We start from the raw sequence: 15,740 nt of genomic DNA, 5'->3' as shown, positions 1-15,740 counted from the left end.
GTGAGGTTTCGAGGCGATTTTTATGCGCCTGCACCTTGAGTTGGGGGGGTATCAAAAGGCATAGCGTTGTGTCAGGTAACTTCTGAGCCTAGTGGCAATTTGGCGTGTCGCCAAGGCTATTCGTCAGTCAGAAAAATAAATCAGCCAAACTGCAAAAAATCTTTTTTTTGTCACACGTTTTGGAGTATTACGAAGACAGACCGCCGAAACCTGCGACACAGGTGGCGTCTTCCAAGACCCATCGGGCAGGGCACTCATCTGACAGAAAAAGATGGGTTCGGCAGTCACTTCGAGGCGCAGCACTGTTGTGGTATTGCGTCGAATGGCTCCCACAAAGGTGACCGAGTATGGATGATCACGGACGCACTCCTTCTTCCAACCAGCCAATCCTTTATGTACTCGATACCAATGTTCTGATTCACGATCCAAACGCTTTGCTTAACTTCGAGGAACACCACGTCACCATCCCGATGACGGTGCTCGAAGAACTCGACAAGCTCAAAACCGGCAAGCTACTGGTGGCAGCGGAGTGCCGCCAGGCGATTCGTTTGATTGATCAGACTTTGGGCGCGGCATCGCCAGAAGACGTTGAAAAGGGCGTGCCGATCCAGCGCGGAAAAAGTGGGCCCAAGGGCTTTCTCTCAATCCTGATGAACAAGCGCAGAGAGCCTAACGCGCTGCTGCCCGAAAACCTCAACGACAACATCATCATCAATCAACTGATTGATCTGCACGCCCGCGACCCGAGCTTGCACGTGGTGCTGGTGACCAAAGACATCAACATGCGGCTCAAAGCACGAGCCTGCGGCGTTGAGTCCGAGGACTACAGCACTGACCAACTGGTTGACGACGTGTCGATGCTGTCACGCGGCTACCACACCATGACCGGTTCGTTCTGGGACCGCGTCAGCAAGGTCGAAACCCGGCAGGGGCATGGCCGCACCTGGCATCAGGTGCAAATGAACGAAAACCTGCCAACGGTGCACATCAACGAATTCATCATCGATGAACAGGGGTTTGTCGGCTGGGTCAAAGAGGTGCGCAAGGACCACCTGCTGATTCTCGACATGCATCAGGAGCCTTTGCTGCATCAGGAAGCCTGGGGGTTAAAACCACGGGACATTTATCAAGGGCTGGCGCTGTTCGCCTTGCTCGATCCGGATATTCATCTGGTCAACCTGTCGGGTGCGGCGGGTTCGGGCAAAACCATTCTGGCGCTGGCCGCTGCCATTGAACAAACCATGGTCAGCAAGCGCTACCGGCGGATCATCTGTACCCGCAGCGTGCAAGGGCTGGACCAGGAAATCGGCTTCTTGCCCGGCACCGAAGCCGAGAAGATGGAGCCTTGGCTGGGGGCGATCACCGACAACCTCGAAGCCCTGCACATGGAGGACGAAAACACCCACGGCAGCGTTGATTACATCCTTAGCAAAGTGCCATTGCAGTTCAAGTCGCTGAACTACATCCGGGGACGTAGCTTCCAGCAAAGCCTGATCTTGATTGATGAGTGTCAGAACCTCACGCCGCACCAGATGAAAACCATCATCACCCGTGCGGGCGCAGGCTCTAAAGTGGTGTGCCTGGGCAACCTGGCACAAATTGATACGCCTTACCTGTCGGCTACCAGTTCGGGGCTGACCTACCTGACGGAGCGTTTCAAAGACTTCCCCAACGGCGTGCACATCGCCCTGCAAGGCGTGCCTCGTTCGATCCTGGCCGAGTACGCGGAATCGCATCTTTAAGTCTCTTCACATGACCCTGACCCGGGCGGCCTTGAGCCGCCCGGTGACCTTCGCGCACGTGGGCAAAATTGACCCTCGGGTTTACACTGGCGGCTCCTGTCTGGAGAACTCCCTGTGCTGACCCATTTAGATTCCCAAGGCCGCGCCAACATGGTCGATGTCACCGATAAAGCGGTCACATCCCGTGAGGCGGTGGCACAAGCTTTGGTACGCATGCGTGCTGAAACCCTTGACATGATCGTCAATGGCGGCCACCCCAAGGGTGACGTGTTCGCCGTGGCACGGATCGCCGGGATTCAGGCCGCGAAAAAAACCTCGGACTTAATCCCGCTGTGCCATCCGCTGATGCTCACCAGCGTCAAACTGGAACTCAGCGCCCAAGGCACCGACGCGGTCTTGATCGTCGCGCGCTGCAAACTGTCCGGCCAGACCGGCGTCGAGATGGAAGCCCTGACCGCCGCCAGCGTTGCGGCCCTGACTATTTACGACATGTGCAAGGCGGTCGACCGCGGTATGACCATCGAAAGCGTGCGCGTGTTGGAAAAACTCGGGGGCAAGAGCGGGCACTTTCAGGTAGACGCGTCATGAATATCACCGTGCTGTTCTTTGCCCGTTATCGTGAAGCGTTGAACTTGGACAGCCTTTTGGTGGAAGGGCAGTTCACCTCCGTTAATCAGTTGCGTCAGGACTTGTTGCGAGGTGGCGAGGAATGGCAGGTGCTGGCCGAGCCCAATCTGATGTGTGCGCGCAATCAAGCGCTGTGCAAACTCGACGAGCCGCTGACCGACGGCGACGAGGTCGCGTTTTTCCCACCGGTGACCGGAGGCTGACCATGGCGATTCGGGTGCAAGTGGCCGCCTTTGATCCGGGCGCTGAAGTCAACGCGCTGCACGCAGCCAACCTGGGCGTGGGCGCGGTCGTGAGTTTTGTGGGTTACGTGCGCGACTTTAATGACGGACGCGAAGTAGCGGGCATGTTTTTGGAGCACGCTGCGGGCATGACCGAAAAAGCCTTGGACAAAATCGTGGTCGAAGCGCAGCAGCGCTGGCCATTACTGAACCTAGAAGTGCTGCACCGGGTCGGTGCGCTGGAGCCCGGCGAGCCGATCGTGTTTGTCGGTGTGGCCAGCGCCCATCGACAGGCGGCATTCGACGCCTGTGCCTTTGTGATGGACTACTTGAAAACCCGCGCCCCGTTCTGGAAGAAAGAACAGACCGCAGATGGCCCGCGTTGGGTGGAAGGGCGGGCCAGCGATGAGGCTGCGGCGGATCGTTGGGCCTAACGAGTACCCTGTACGAAATGTATCTGCGCTCGGTTATGCGGCGCTGAAAACAGGCTTAAAGACCTTACTACCCTGTAGTCGTTGCCGTAGGCTGCGATGGGTTGCGAAGCGACCCTGTTTTTAAACGACAAAGCACAAACCGATACATTTCTCCGACATATTTCAGAAGCCTCCTACAGAATCGGTTCCTGTTCATCCGTTAGCGTTCCTCTCTTTATTTCAGGGAGGATTCACGGATGTCCACATTGGCCCGTCACAACCACTTTAGCCTCTCGATCAACGGTGCCAATCAAGACCTTCAGGTGCTGGCGTTCACTGGCCATGAAGCAATCAGCAGGCCGTTTGCCTTTGACCTTGAACTGGTCAGCGACCGCTCTGATCTCGACCTGGAAACGCTGCTGCATCAGCCCGCTTTTCTGGCATTCGATGCGCAGGGCAATGGCGTCCACGGGCAGATCTCGAGCATAGGCCTCAGCAGCCCTGGCACGCGCCTGACCCGCTACCGTTTGACGCTGGAGCCGCAGTTGGCCTATTTGGCCCATCGCACCAACCAGCGCATTTTCCAGCGCCTGACCGTGCAGCAAATCATCGAAGAGATCCTGGAAGAGCACGGCATTCTCGGCAATGCCTACACCTTCAATTCGTTCTCGTCTTACGCGCCACGGGAATACTGCGTGCAGTACGGCGAGTCTGATCTGCGCTTTATCCAGCGCCTGTGTTTTGAAGAAGGTTTCCACTTCTGCTTTCGACATTCGCCTGACGGCCACCATTTGGTGTTTGGCGATAAACAGCAAGCATTTACCTCGCTCAAACGCCCGACGCCGTACGTGCAAGGTGCAGGCATGGTGGCCGAAGAACCGTCGATCAACCGCTTTGAACTGCGCCTGCAAGCCCGGACCAATCGCACGGCTCGCCGCGATTATGACTTTCAAAATGCCAGCCGCATGCTGGAGGTCGTTAGCCGCTCAGACCTCAACGAGCGCGCACTTGAAAACTACACCTACCCCGGTCTCTTTACCGAAACTGCGCAAGGTCAGCAGCAAAGCCAGCGCGCGCTGGAGCATCACCAAACCGGCTATCGCCAGGCGCGTGGTTGCAGCAATCAGCCGACCCTGAGCACGGGTCACGTTTTGGCAATGACCGAGCATGCCAACGCGACGTTCAACACGGGCTGGCTACTGACTGAAGTCACCCACACAGGCAAACAGCCCCAAGTGCTGGAAGAACAGGGCGGCAGCACGCAACCGACCGCATCTGATGGCTTTACCCAAGGCTATCGCAACACCTTTCTCGCAATCCCCGAAGACGTGACCTACCGCCCGCAGGAAGTCTTCGCCAAACCGCGCATCCTCGGCAGCCAAACCGCTCGCGTCACCGGACCCGTGGGTGAAGACATCCATTGCGATGAGTTCGGCCGGGTCCGGGTTAAATTTCATTGGGACCGCAGCGCCATCAATGACGACCAGAGCAGTTGCTGGCTGCGCGTCTCATCGAGTTGGGCGGGCGACAGCCATGGCGGCGTGACCATCCCCCGCGTGGGCATGGAAGTGCTGGTGGCCTACCTCAATGGCGACCCGGACCAACCAGTTATTTACGGTTGCCTGGCCAACAGCCTCAACCCGACGCCTATTCAACTGCCAGCCAACAAAACCCAAAGCGTACTGCGCAGCCGCAGCACCCCCGGTGGCAACGGCTACAACGAACTGCGCATCGAAGACCGCACAGGCCAGGAGCAGATCTACCTCCACGCCCAGCGCGACCTGCAACAACACATCAAAAACGACAGCCGCTTGCAAGTCGATGGCAAACGCGAAGAAACCATCACAGGTAATAGCGTCTCGGTGCTCAACGCTGAAGAACAACGCACCGTCAGCAGCGATCGCAAAGTCCAGATCAACGCCAACGACCACCTGGTCGTCGCAGTCAGCAGCCACACCCTGGTGGGCGGCGCGCTAATAGCCGAAGCGGGGATGCAAGTTCATATCAAAGCGGGCGCGCGGGTGAACCTGCAAGCCGGGGCCAACATCACCCTTAAGGCGGGCGGGCAACACCTGCTCATTGGCGCGGCGGGGATCTACGCCAGTTGCCCGATCCTGCTCGGCGGTTTGCCTTTGCCGGGCATGCCAGCGGTGCCGTTGTTGCCGGGGGAAGTGGCGGCCATGCAGAGCTTACCGATGCAACCTTCAACGCAAATGCTGGCTTTGATTGAAGGCAAATCCTCGTGCCCGCAGTGCGAAGCGCTCGCGCAAAGCCATGATCAGGAGAGTGCTCATGCTGACGTTTGAAACATTGCCCAATGACCTGCCTTGGCAGGGAAATGCCTATTTGCTGCTCGACGGAGTGAGCGTGAACAACCTGCTGGCCAAGACCTGCGAATGGTTTGGTACGCCGGATCTGCAATTGCTGTACGCCAATACCCTGCTGGCACCTTGCAGCGAAGTGTCGCCTTGCCTGATCACCCTCAATGGGCCGAATACCCGAGGCCTTAGCCATTACTTCGCCCATGCCGCCCAAGAATGGGGCTATTTGATTTTCAGCGAGGCGAGTGCCTTCGAGGTTATGGCTCATTTGCGCGTATTGCTCGACGCTCAATACCAGCCTCAAGGCCAAAAAGTGTGGTTGCGAGTGGCCGACCCGGCAGTGATGCAGGCTGTTTTGAGCTATGCCGCAACGACGCAAAAGGCTGAGGTATTCGGCCCGATTGACCACGTGGTTCTGCCAGATGTGATCAACAACACGTGGCAACACCACACCCGCCTTGGCGATGTACAGCGCCCGTTGCCTCAACAACCGTATGTCTTGTGCGAGGCTCAGCAAGCCATGCTCGATGAAGTGAGTTTTCGCAGCACCCTCAAGGTGCTTGAAAGTCATGTGCGGGAAAAATTCCCAGGTTATGGGGCGCAATGGTCAATCGAGGCCCGCTGGCAGTGGATGCGTGAGCGTGCGAGCCAGGCTTACGCATCAGGTTTCACCAGCCATCAGGACATTTGTCTCTACACCAACGTCTTCCTGTTACTGGGCGACGACGCGCTACAGCAGCACAGCGATATCGCCAGCTTGATCAATCAGTCCTCAACGTTTACGCCTTCACAGCGCATCGAAAAAGCGGCCGAACTGGCGTACTCGCGCAGTGCTGCGTTCAAGGGGAGTCTCGTATGAGCAACCCAAACCACATCGACCTGAGCCGCAGCGACGCCAAGTCAGCCTTGGGCGTTTGCCCGTTACGCCAAGCCAAAGTACAGCTGTTACCGCTGCGCTATGGATTGGTCGAGCGGCTTGACCCAGCGGCTGTGCTGGCGATGCCCTACCAACCCACTTCACACCCGCTGGGTATTCGCTTGCTGCGTGACGGTTGGTTGTACGTGATTGACAACACCAGCGGCTATTTGCACGAGTACCGCGTCCAGAAAGGCGAGGTTACTCAGTTTGTATGGCAGGGCACTGAAGCCAGCCAGGACCAGCGTCAAGGCATGGACACGCAAAAAACCTTGCTGTTCTCGCGTTCAGCCACCTTGCATATTACTTATAGCGAAGTGCAATGGACGGCCTACAAATGCTCAAAAATGATCGGCAGTTGTGATGAGCGTGATCACTTTATGCAAGTTGTCGACCTGAGCAAGGCTGATTGCGTCAAAGGCGGGCCGCATCTGCTCACCGAGGCGCAAGCCAAACAGTGGCTGGCCGAAGTCGCCGAGCCTTCTACACAGGAAGTAGCCATCGAAGGCATGCACCCAGCAGAAACGCAGGACTATGAGTGGGAAGACCAGCCGCAGTTCCAAAAGACCCACATGGCGGCGGTCAAACGCCACATGCTCGCGGCCTATGAACACGACCATTTGTATCTGGTGTTTAACGACACGTTAGGCGTGATGCGAGACTTGGCCCAGGAACAAGACACGGTCGTGGGTTGGATCGATGAATGGGTGGCCAAGGAGAAGCAGGAACTTAAATACCTGGTGGGCAGCTACATCGAAACCCTGATGGTGCTTAACGACCAAAGCGCGCCAAGTGCAGGTGTCAGCGCCAAGCTGTTTGAAAAAACCACAGAGCAGCAACGTGAGTCGATCTACGACTACTTGAATGCGCGCAACACGCTTAAAGGCATGCCAAGCAGCGCCAGCCCGGAAAAAGCCTCCTACCCAGGGCACGGCTTCGACGCCAGCAACCGGCTTGCACGACAATCAATGAACGATAAAAAACACGCCATGCACGAAGCGCTTGGCGAGCCGCTGTACGACGAACTGAAAGACGACATCGAAGCCCTGCAAGACCACGGCGACGCAGCGCTGCAAGGTCGAGGCCTAGGCTCACGGGGTATCCATGACTTGGTGCGGCATCAGGAAATGACCGCCTACCTTGAAGCCGAGCGGGTGCATATCAAGCGCTGGACTGCGCGTTTGGATCGCCTCACAGCCGATCGCACGCAGTTATTTACCCAGGGCGAGTTGCACCGCAGCTTGTGGTACTTCGACCCCCAGCGCGAAGACCAACTGCAGGCCGCACTGGTCGCTGAACACAACTGCGTACGCGACCTGTGCCGAACCGATGAAAGCCTGCAAGCGGTGGGCGAGTATTTTCACGCGCACCCGTATTACATCTTGCCCGCGTTTGGCAGTCGGCTGGACTGGACGTTTATCAACAGCAAAGCGGGTGATGTGATCAAGTGGCTGGATGACAACCGTAACGCCCAGGAAACCATTGCCACTGCCCAAGGGCGCTTGGTTGAGGTGCAAAAACTGCTGGGGCGACATTGGGCAAACAGCCTGGCGCTGAGCCCGCAGGCAATGATCAACAGCCAATTGGTGCAAGCCGCTTACTCCCCGGCAGCAGCCCTGCGCACAGAGCAATGGCTGGTCATACTGCAAAGCAATCTAAATAGCCCGACCCTCAACGCTCACTTGAATGAACTCAACACCTACAGCAACCGAGCGCATCGCTTGGCGGGGTTGATTGCGCTTGAGCATGAGGGCGCCATTTTACGCGTGGCCAGTGCACAGGAAGTACAGCAATTCAGTACCCGCGTTGCCAATCTGAATGTACTGCTGAAGAACGAAGACACGTACAAGCACAACGCCAAAGTGTCGATTAAAGACAGCAAGCGCCGCATGCTCAGTGACGAACAGCGGCAGACAGCTCGCTATAACGCAGATCGCTACCACCAATTACAGATGAATACCCAAAAAGAGCGTTGGGCGTTGGTCAAGAAAATTCAAAGCAGCCTTACTGTGACTGCCAGTGAGTCGGCAGGGTTTATTGGGGTGAAACTTAAACTTGCTCCGCAGCAGCAAGCTTATTTGAACGAAGAGATAGACCGGTTGCGCTCAGGGATTAAAGGTGGATATGGCGAAGGGCGTGCGGGTGTAACAGCGTTTAAGGGAGGGTTGTTGCCGTTAGCGTTAATGCTGTGGCAAGCGCAGACATTGGGGGAGGCTTGGAGGGAGTGGGATCGACATACATCGGAGGGTACAGTTGGATTTAAAGAACGGGTTATTTTCTTTGGTGCTATAGGAGGTGCTGCCTCGTCTGCGTTATCTGTTTATCAGGGTGTGCATATTTCTCTTGTCGATAAAGCATTTAAGGTTGTTCATCTGAGTAGTGGGAATGCCAATGGGATGTTGCTGGCTGTAAAGCTTGGGAAGTTGGGGCTGGGGCTTGGAGTGCTTATTGCACCTTTGGCTTTTTTCGGGGCAGTAGGTACGTCGTTAAGCAATATTAATAAGTGGGTGACAGCTATCCGTACTGGGAGTTCTGGAGAGAGGGCTGGTGCATTTATAGCCTTGGCAGGAGATACAGGTAATACCGCAGTGGTAGGAATGGCTTGGATTAATATGGCCGCGGAGTTGCGTTTGGTTTTTGAGTCACTTGATAAAGGGGCGCGGGCGTTAAATACAGCCTGGGCTTTGGGAGGGGCTCGTTTTTTGAGTTACTCCGCAAAACTGACACCGTGGGGCTTGGGTCTTATGGCTCTGAGCTTAGGCGGGGAGGCTATTTATAACTACAACAATCTCGATGATCACCAGCGTTGGTTAATGAAGTGCTGCTGGGGGAATGATGAGCAAGGATGGGATTGGCCACTGCATGCTCAATACTTAGCAGAGGCAACGCTGCGTCCTGTAATCACTGATGAAGGTATCACTCAATATCCTGATGAGTTGGACAGGTCTCGGACTTTGATGTTGATTTTTCCAGGTGTGACTAGGCAACGTTTGGCTGAGCACCCTATTAGATTTACTGCACAATTTAAGCGTGATAGTACCGCCGCCATTCTCGATGTGGGCGAAGTGGTACTTAATCGTTTACGCCTGGTTCGGAATAACCCCCTTACCTTGCAGTTGAATTTACCTTATGACTGGTGTGGTACTCAGTCATTAATGCTGATGCGTCTCTCGGTGCAGCCCGAGTTGGCAGTTAGCCCTCTCAAGTCTGAAGAGTTATTTCTGCACTACCGTATTCCTCTGGATGTTGGGAATATTAATCTACCAATCAAAGGTGTGGAAGGTGTTGCACATATTGGAAGCATGGACGGGTATGAACTGAAGTCGGAGCATTTTAATGAATGAACCAAAGTACAACCGACTACCTCATGCCGGAGATTTTGAGATTGAAAGCGGAAAGGAGGCTTTTTACCTATCACCTAAACCGTTACCGACGGGGTCTGCCGCATTTACAGGTCAGCGAATGCATCGCGAGGTTAATGATGTGTTCTTGGATTTTGCTCATGGTGTTAGCGGCTTGGAATTTGCTGTGCGAGCCTCGGTTGGATCGATTGTTTTCATGGCGATTTTCTTTGCTTTATGTAATTTGTTTGCGGCAGGAACATCCTTTTATTATGGATGGCCATTCTGGAGTAATCTTATTGAAAATATAAAAAATCCCATAATGTGGGGTTTTACGGCCGTACATATACTCATCGCAGGAATGCCCCTATACAAAACCATCCACCAAATAACCTCCGTCCCTCCTGTCCGCTTCAACCGCCAACGTCGCGAAGTGGCCTATGTTCGCCAAAAAGGTGAATCTCCGCTAATTGTCCCATGGGAAGAAGTGATCGCCTGTGTCACGGCTGGCACTGTAGTTAACCAATACGCCGTTATGCACAACTATTCGCTGATGATAGGGCTGCGCGACAGTTGCAGTGGCGAAGTTGTGTGGTTGACCCTTAACGTGGGCCATTTAAGTTTGGCGGTCAGCGAGTGGGAGGCGTTGCGGGTATATATGGAAGAAGGGCCACAGGCTTTGCCGGAACCTTTATTAATGGACGAAGAGTTTCAAGAGGGCACCGTGGCGTACTTTCATATGTGCCGCGGAGTCTACCGGGAAATGCATTCGTGGCCGGTGTATGCGTTTGGCTTTTTAACCATTCAGTTTTGCAGCGGCTGGACCTTGCCGTGCCGGTTTTCGGAGTGGATTTACACTCGCCCGAAAGCCGCTTTCTCTGACTCCATTCGCGAATGGTCAAAACCCTTGCCCGCTGAACAACACGCCAAACCCAGTGCCGAACTGCTGCAACAAAGCGCTGAACTGCGCCAGGCCTTGAGTGAAGGCCAGAGTTTGTTTGATTACTACAACGTTAAGTTTTCAGAGCCAGAAATCGCCGCGGGCATTGAGTCTCCTTAGGGATACCCGCCTACCTAAATAAAAGTAAAGTATTTAATAAATAAGAGGTTGTCATGGGTGGTAGTTCGTCGGGGTTGATTGAAGGTTGTTGCGGGTTTATAGATTTCACCTGTGGATGTTGCGGGCTTATTTGGCAATCCACGTATACAGAAGTTTATAAGATTTTGGATGGCGAGCATGTGTCATGTGATAAATGTAAAAACAACGTGCGGCCCAACACTAATGAGAATAGGCGGATAAAATATGCACTATTCAGGCATTCATTTATTTGGTGTTTTTGGGTGGTGTGTGGGTTGGTTTGGTTGTTAGTGGTTGGCGCTATATTTGAATGGGTGAGCTATATGGCGGGGTTCGTTGTTCTATCAATCAGCATTTTTCTGGTGTGGTGTACAAAGGTGAGCTACGAAGGAGGGAAAGTGTTTGATATAACGCTAGACGTTTTTTGAAAGAGTAGGGCGCCTTGGGTAAGAGGTTGGAGTTTATTTGATATATCTATCGAAGTATCCTACGTGATTTATAGATAGAGACTGCATTTTTGCTTGTTTGGTTCGTATTTACTTGCTGGCTTAAATTAGGGTATGGAAATTGTATGGATCCTGTACGCGAGAGTGGGCAATGTCAGTTGGGTCAGAGCGTGTCGTCGGAGGGCGGTGAAGAATTGTACGTTGTATCTATTACCAAATTTTTATTGTTGTATGTGATGACCCTTGGCGGGTACATGATGTATTGGTCGTATCGGAACTGGAAGTTTTATAGCTGTGTTTCTGAAACAGATATCATGCCGGTCATGCGTGGGATTTTTTGGCCATTTTTTGTTTTTTCACTGCTTGCGCGTATTAAGGATGCGTCGAGTGTGAAAGGGGATCAATGTCATTGGTCTCCTGAGGTCAGAGGGCTGTTGATTTTTTCGCTTGTGTTGGTGTCGTGGACGTTAGGTTTTATTCTGAATGAGCCAGACGATAATATAGTTGCATTTGTGACGGGTGCGATAGTTATTACCGTAGGTGCCTATTTGTTTGTGGGTGTTCAGCGTGTGGTTAATCAATTAACTAATGATCCGCAAGGCAGTGGCAATAGCGAAGTTACAGGGGTGAACATGATCTGGATAATTATCGGAGGTGTATATTGGGTCGCTATGACTTGGGGTACATTTGCTGTAGGAATCTGAGTTGCTAACTATACTCAGGGAAGTAACGTGATCTGTTTCTGAATTTGGCTATCCGGCTCTTTCAGTTAGATCCGGTTTTCCGACTTTACGATCGCTTCGCAATCGGACGTAGCCTCGCGGAACTCGGCAACTGCTACAGGTTCTGTAGCCGCTGCCGAAGGCTGCGATAAGGGCCGCAGGGCCCTTCAAAATTAAACAGTCTCACCCGAATCAAACGGCTTGCGCACCGCTCTCACCACCGGGCGCAGCAGTTCAGTCGGTGGTGTTTCGCAGCTGATTTTACGGCCCAGCAAGGTTTCGATGGACGGCAACTGGTACGAGTCGTCTTCACCGGCAAAGCTGATGGACACACCACTCGCGCCTGCGCGGCCTGTACGGCCAATGCGGTGCACGTAGTCATCGGGCACTTCGGGCAGGGTGAAGTTGATCACGTGGCTGATGCCGTCGATGTGGATGCCGCGCCCGGCAACGTCGGTCGCGACCAGTACGCGTATCTTGCCTTCGCGGAAGCCTTCGAGGGTTTTGATGCGTTTGTGCTGCGGTACGTCGCCCGACAGTTGGGCGGCGTTGATGCCGTCTCGCACCAGGCGCTCTTCGATGCGGCGTACTTCGTCTTTGCGGTTGGCGAATACGATGACGCGTTCCCAGCCGTTGTCGTTTACCAGGTTGAACAGCAATTTGTATTTGTCAGCACCCGCGACCGCATACACGTGTTGCTCAACCAGTTCGTTGGCAACGTTCTGCGCTTCGATTTCGACGATGGCCGGGTCGGTGGTCCATTGTTTGGCCAGGTTCATCACGTCTTCGGTGAAGGTCGCGGAGAACAGCAGCGTTTGACGCTCTGCTTTTGGCGGGGTCTGACGAATGATCTGACGCACTTGCGGGATGAAGCCCATGTCGAGCATGCGGTCAGCTTCGTCCAGCACCATCACTTCGACCATGTCCAGGTGCACGTCGCCACGCTGGTTGAAGTCCAGCAGACGGCCTGGTGTGGCCACTAGAATGTCGCAATGACGCGCTTCCAGTTGTTTGAGCTGTTTGTCGAAGTCCATGCCGCCTACAAACGTCATGACGTTGAGGTCGGTGTACTTGGTCAGGTCGGCAGCGTCTTTGGCAATCTGCACCACCAGTTCGCGGGTTGGCGCGATGATCAGTGCCCGCGGCTCGCCCATGTAGCGCTCTTTGGGCGGCGGGGTCTGGGTCAACTGGCTGATGATCGAGATCAGGAACGCAGCGGTTTTGCCGGTGCCGGTTTGGGCGCGGCCAATGGCGTCGCGTCCGCTCAGGGTATAGCCCAGCACTTGTGCCTGAATCGGCGTGCAATACGGGAAACCCAGGTCCTGGATGGCGTGCATCAGTTCAGGAGTGAGCTTGAAATCGTGAAAGCGGGTTTTGCCTTCTTGCGGCTCAACCACAAAATCTTCGAGTTTCCAGGGAATGACTGGCGGTTTGGGGGCCGCTTCACGCCGTGGTTTTGCAGCTTTTGGTTTTTCGATCCGCGCAGGTTCTGGCGCGGGCGAGGCTGCGGGCGAGGTCACCGCGGCTTGCGCAGGAGCAGAACGGCCAGGCTGTTGCGCGTCGGTTCGCGGGCTGGGGCTGCTGGGAGGTGTCATGGACGCTGGCGCGAGCGGCTCAGCCTCGCTTTTACCGAATATTTTTTTGAGTGCTTTGAGCACGGTCATCTCATCAGTTGGTTTAGGAGTGTACGCCGGGCAGTGTAATGCAAGTCGCGTGCTCGGCGTAGTTAACGGCGGGATGTTTCGTTTTTAGCGCAGGCGCTCGGTCAGCCAAGCACCGATGTCACGGATTTCCTCAGGTAACACTTCGTGCCCCATTGGGTATTCCTGCCATGTAACGCGCACATCCAAACGCTTCAAGTGCTCATACGCGGTACGGCCCATAGCGTTTTGCACGACATCGTCATATTGGCCATGCAGACAATAGGCCGGTGTCCGCTCCTGACTGGCGGACAATTGCATTTCATTACTGAAGGTTGGAGCGTAGGTGGAGAGGGCAAGTACGCCACCCAATGCTCCCTTCCATTTTAGATAGGCGGTATGGAGCACCACGGCGCCGCCTTGGGAAAAACCGGCGAGAAAAATTCGGCTGGCGTCTATTCCGGCGCTCCTCTGTTTTTCGATCAGCTCAATGACCGTTTTTGCCGACTCGTTCAGCTCCTCCTCACTGATCGAACGGGCCGGGCTCATGGCCTTGATGTCGTACCAGCTGGGCATGGCATATCCGCCATTAATGGTCACTGCCCGGGTCGGTGCCTGAGGCAAAACAAAGCGTGTGGTGAGTAGCGTTTCTTGAAGTGCTTCGGCCACCGGGAGGAAGTCATAACGATCGGCGCCCAAGCCGTGAAGCCAGATAACACAAGCGTCTGCGGTCTTTTTGGGTTGAATGATCAGAGGTTCGGTCATGGGTGCTCCATCGTTGGGCGTTCGTGTTGAGTGCGCGCGCGATAAGGGTGCGCGTTCGTTTGAAAGTTACAGAAGATGTCGCCTGCTTGAACGTTTCTGCCCGAAAACTCCGCTTAATCGCTTAATTCGCCGCAGTGGTACGGGCTTTGCTATGTGGACAGGGACGTTAGCAGGTTCACCTTCGGCGGTAACACTAACAGGCAACTGTCGGATGGGGGACAGCAAAATCAGACAGATGAAGTTAGACAAGGAATTCAACAGCTCACGTGAGCGCTTCGGTTTGAGGAGTCGTGCGATACACCTATCGCTCAAGGCTTATGCCGCTTGACCCAACAAAAAGCCAACACGGGTCAACAGTGCCTCACAAGGGGGCGGCGGGTCTTGTTCAAACACAAAAAAAGCAGCACTGGAGGTTTGAATGAAGCAGTTGAAATCCACCCTGGCCCTGGCCACCGCAGCAGTCGTTTTGAGCGTTACAGGTTTTGCTCATGCCGGCGCGACATTGGATGGCGTAAAAAAGAAGGGTTTTGTGCAGTGTGGCGTCAGTGATGGCTTACCGGGTTTTTCGGTTCCTGACAAAGACGGCAAAATTCTGGGGATCGATGCTGATGTTTGCCGCGCCGTAGCCGCTGCTGTGTTTGGCGACGCGACCAAGGTCAAGTTCAGCCAGTTGAACGCCAAAGAGCGTTTTACCGCGCTGCAATCGGGCGAAGTTGACGTGCTGTCGCGCAACACCACCTGGACCAGCTCTCGCGATGCGGGCATGGGCCTGGTGTTTGCTGGCGTGACGTATTACGACGGCGTTGGCTTTTTGGTCAACAACAAACTGGGCGTTAAAAGCGCCAAGGAACTGGATGGCGCGACCATCTGCATTCAGGCCGGGACGACCACCGAACTCAACGTCTCGGACTACTTCCGCGCTAATAATCTGAAATACACCCCGATCACGTTCGATACCTCTGATGAAAGCGCCAAGTCGCTGGAAAGCGGGCGTTGCGACGTGCTGACCTCCGACAAATCGCAGCTTTATGCACAGCGCAGCAAGCTGGCCAGCCCGAACGACTACGTGGTGTTGCCGGAAACCATCTCTAAAGAACCGCTGGGTCCAGTGGTGCGCAAGGGCGATGAAGACTGGTTCAGCATCGTCAAGTGGACGCTGTTCGCCATGCTCAACGCTGAAGAGGCGGGCATTACCTCTAAAAACGTTGTGGCTGAAGCCAAATCGACCAAAAACCCTGACGTTGCCCGTTTGCTGGGTGCTGATGGTGAATACGGTAAAGACCTGAAACTGCCGAAGGACTGGGTCGTTCAGATCGTCAGCCAAGTCGGTAACTACGGCGAAGTCTTCGAGAAAAACCTCGGAAAGAACACCCCGCTGGCCATCGATCGTGGCCTGAACGCCCTGTGGAACAACGGCGGCATTCAATACGCACCCCCTGTTCGCTGATAGCCCTGTCACCCGGTGGGCCAACCACCGGGTGAAGTTTTGATTCTTTTTTTCAGGGGCA

At 54.6% G+C, this 15,740-nt stretch carries 12 protein-coding genes; 10 read left to right on the top strand and 2 right to left on the bottom strand.

Going from position 1 to position 15,740, the window contains the following annotated elements:
* The first annotated feature begins 347 nt into the window (after positions 1-347).
* The 9 genes from RHM56_RS17825 to RHM56_RS17785 all read left to right on the top strand — a co-directional run bounded on the left by RHM56_RS17825 (position 348) and on the right by RHM56_RS17785 (position 11,809).
* Entirely contained in the window at positions 348-1,742 is a 1,395-nt protein-coding gene (locus RHM56_RS17825) for a PhoH family protein (RefSeq protein WP_322234585.1), read from the top strand.
* 114 nt (positions 1,743-1,856) lie between these two features.
* Entirely contained in the window at positions 1,857-2,330 is a 474-nt protein-coding gene (moaC, locus tag RHM56_RS17820; protein WP_322234583.1) for a cyclic pyranopterin monophosphate synthase MoaC, read from the top strand.
* Positions 2,327-2,572 (top strand): MoaD/ThiS family protein, encoded by a 246-nt coding sequence (locus RHM56_RS17815; RefSeq protein WP_322234581.1) that lies wholly within the window; start codon positions 2,327-2,329, stop codon positions 2,570-2,572. Before moaC ends, RHM56_RS17815 begins: the two co-directional genes overlap by 4 nt.
* 2 nt (positions 2,573-2,574) lie before the next feature.
* Positions 2,575-3,024, top strand: coding sequence for a molybdopterin synthase catalytic subunit MoaE (gene moaE, locus RHM56_RS17810; protein WP_322234578.1), 450 nt, complete (start codon positions 2,575-2,577; stop codon positions 3,022-3,024).
* A gap of 236 nt (positions 3,025-3,260) precedes the next feature.
* The gene (locus tag RHM56_RS17805; protein WP_322234575.1) at positions 3,261-5,309 is read left to right on the top strand and encodes a type VI secretion system tip protein VgrG; all 2,049 of its coding nucleotides are present in this window, start codon (positions 3,261-3,263) and stop codon (positions 5,307-5,309) included.
* Entirely contained in the window at positions 5,296-6,183 is an 888-nt protein-coding gene (locus RHM56_RS17800) for a DUF4123 domain-containing protein (protein ID WP_322234572.1), read from the top strand. The genes RHM56_RS17805 and RHM56_RS17800 overlap by 14 nt, the downstream gene beginning before the upstream one ends.
* Complete coding sequence (locus tag RHM56_RS17795; RefSeq protein ID WP_322234569.1) at positions 6,180-9,584, top strand: toxin VasX; 3,405 nt, start codon at positions 6,180-6,182, stop codon at positions 9,582-9,584. Before RHM56_RS17800 ends, RHM56_RS17795 begins: the two co-directional genes overlap by 4 nt.
* The gene (locus tag RHM56_RS17790; protein ID WP_322234566.1) at positions 9,577-10,641 is read left to right on the top strand and encodes a DUF6708 domain-containing protein; all 1,065 of its coding nucleotides are present in this window, start codon (positions 9,577-9,579) and stop codon (positions 10,639-10,641) included. The genes RHM56_RS17795 and RHM56_RS17790 overlap by 8 nt, the downstream gene beginning before the upstream one ends.
* A gap of 589 nt (positions 10,642-11,230) precedes the next feature.
* The gene (locus RHM56_RS17785) at positions 11,231-11,809 is read left to right on the top strand and encodes a hypothetical protein (RefSeq protein WP_322234563.1); all 579 of its coding nucleotides are present in this window, start codon (positions 11,231-11,233) and stop codon (positions 11,807-11,809) included.
* Positions 11,810-12,000: 191 nt separating this feature from the next.
* Here the strand turns inward: RHM56_RS17785 and rhlB are convergent, their stop codons facing one another.
* Complete coding sequence (gene rhlB, locus RHM56_RS17780; protein ID WP_322234561.1) at positions 12,001-13,491, bottom strand: ATP-dependent RNA helicase RhlB; 1,491 nt, start codon at positions 13,489-13,491, stop codon at positions 12,001-12,003.
* Between the two features lie 84 nt (positions 13,492-13,575).
* Positions 13,576-14,232 carry an alpha/beta hydrolase gene (locus tag RHM56_RS17775; protein ID WP_322234559.1) on the bottom strand — a complete coding sequence of 219 codons (657 nt, stop codon included), beginning with the start codon at positions 14,230-14,232 and terminating at the stop codon, positions 13,576-13,578.
* Positions 14,233-14,650: 418 nt separating this feature from the next.
* Here RHM56_RS17775 and RHM56_RS17770 point away from each other — a divergent pair, with 418 nt between their 5' ends.
* Complete coding sequence (locus RHM56_RS17770; RefSeq protein WP_322234557.1) at positions 14,651-15,679, top strand: amino acid ABC transporter substrate-binding protein; 1,029 nt, start codon at positions 14,651-14,653, stop codon at positions 15,677-15,679.
* The last annotated feature ends 61 nt before the right edge of the window (positions 15,680-15,740 follow it).

Origin of the sequence: Pseudomonas sp. CCC3.1, from assembly GCF_034347405.1 — a bacterium.
Lineage (GTDB): Bacteria > Pseudomonadota > Gammaproteobacteria > Pseudomonadales > Pseudomonadaceae > Aquipseudomonas.
Note: the sequence above shows the minus strand (reverse complement) of the source record. Positions and strands in the feature narration are given on the sequence as shown.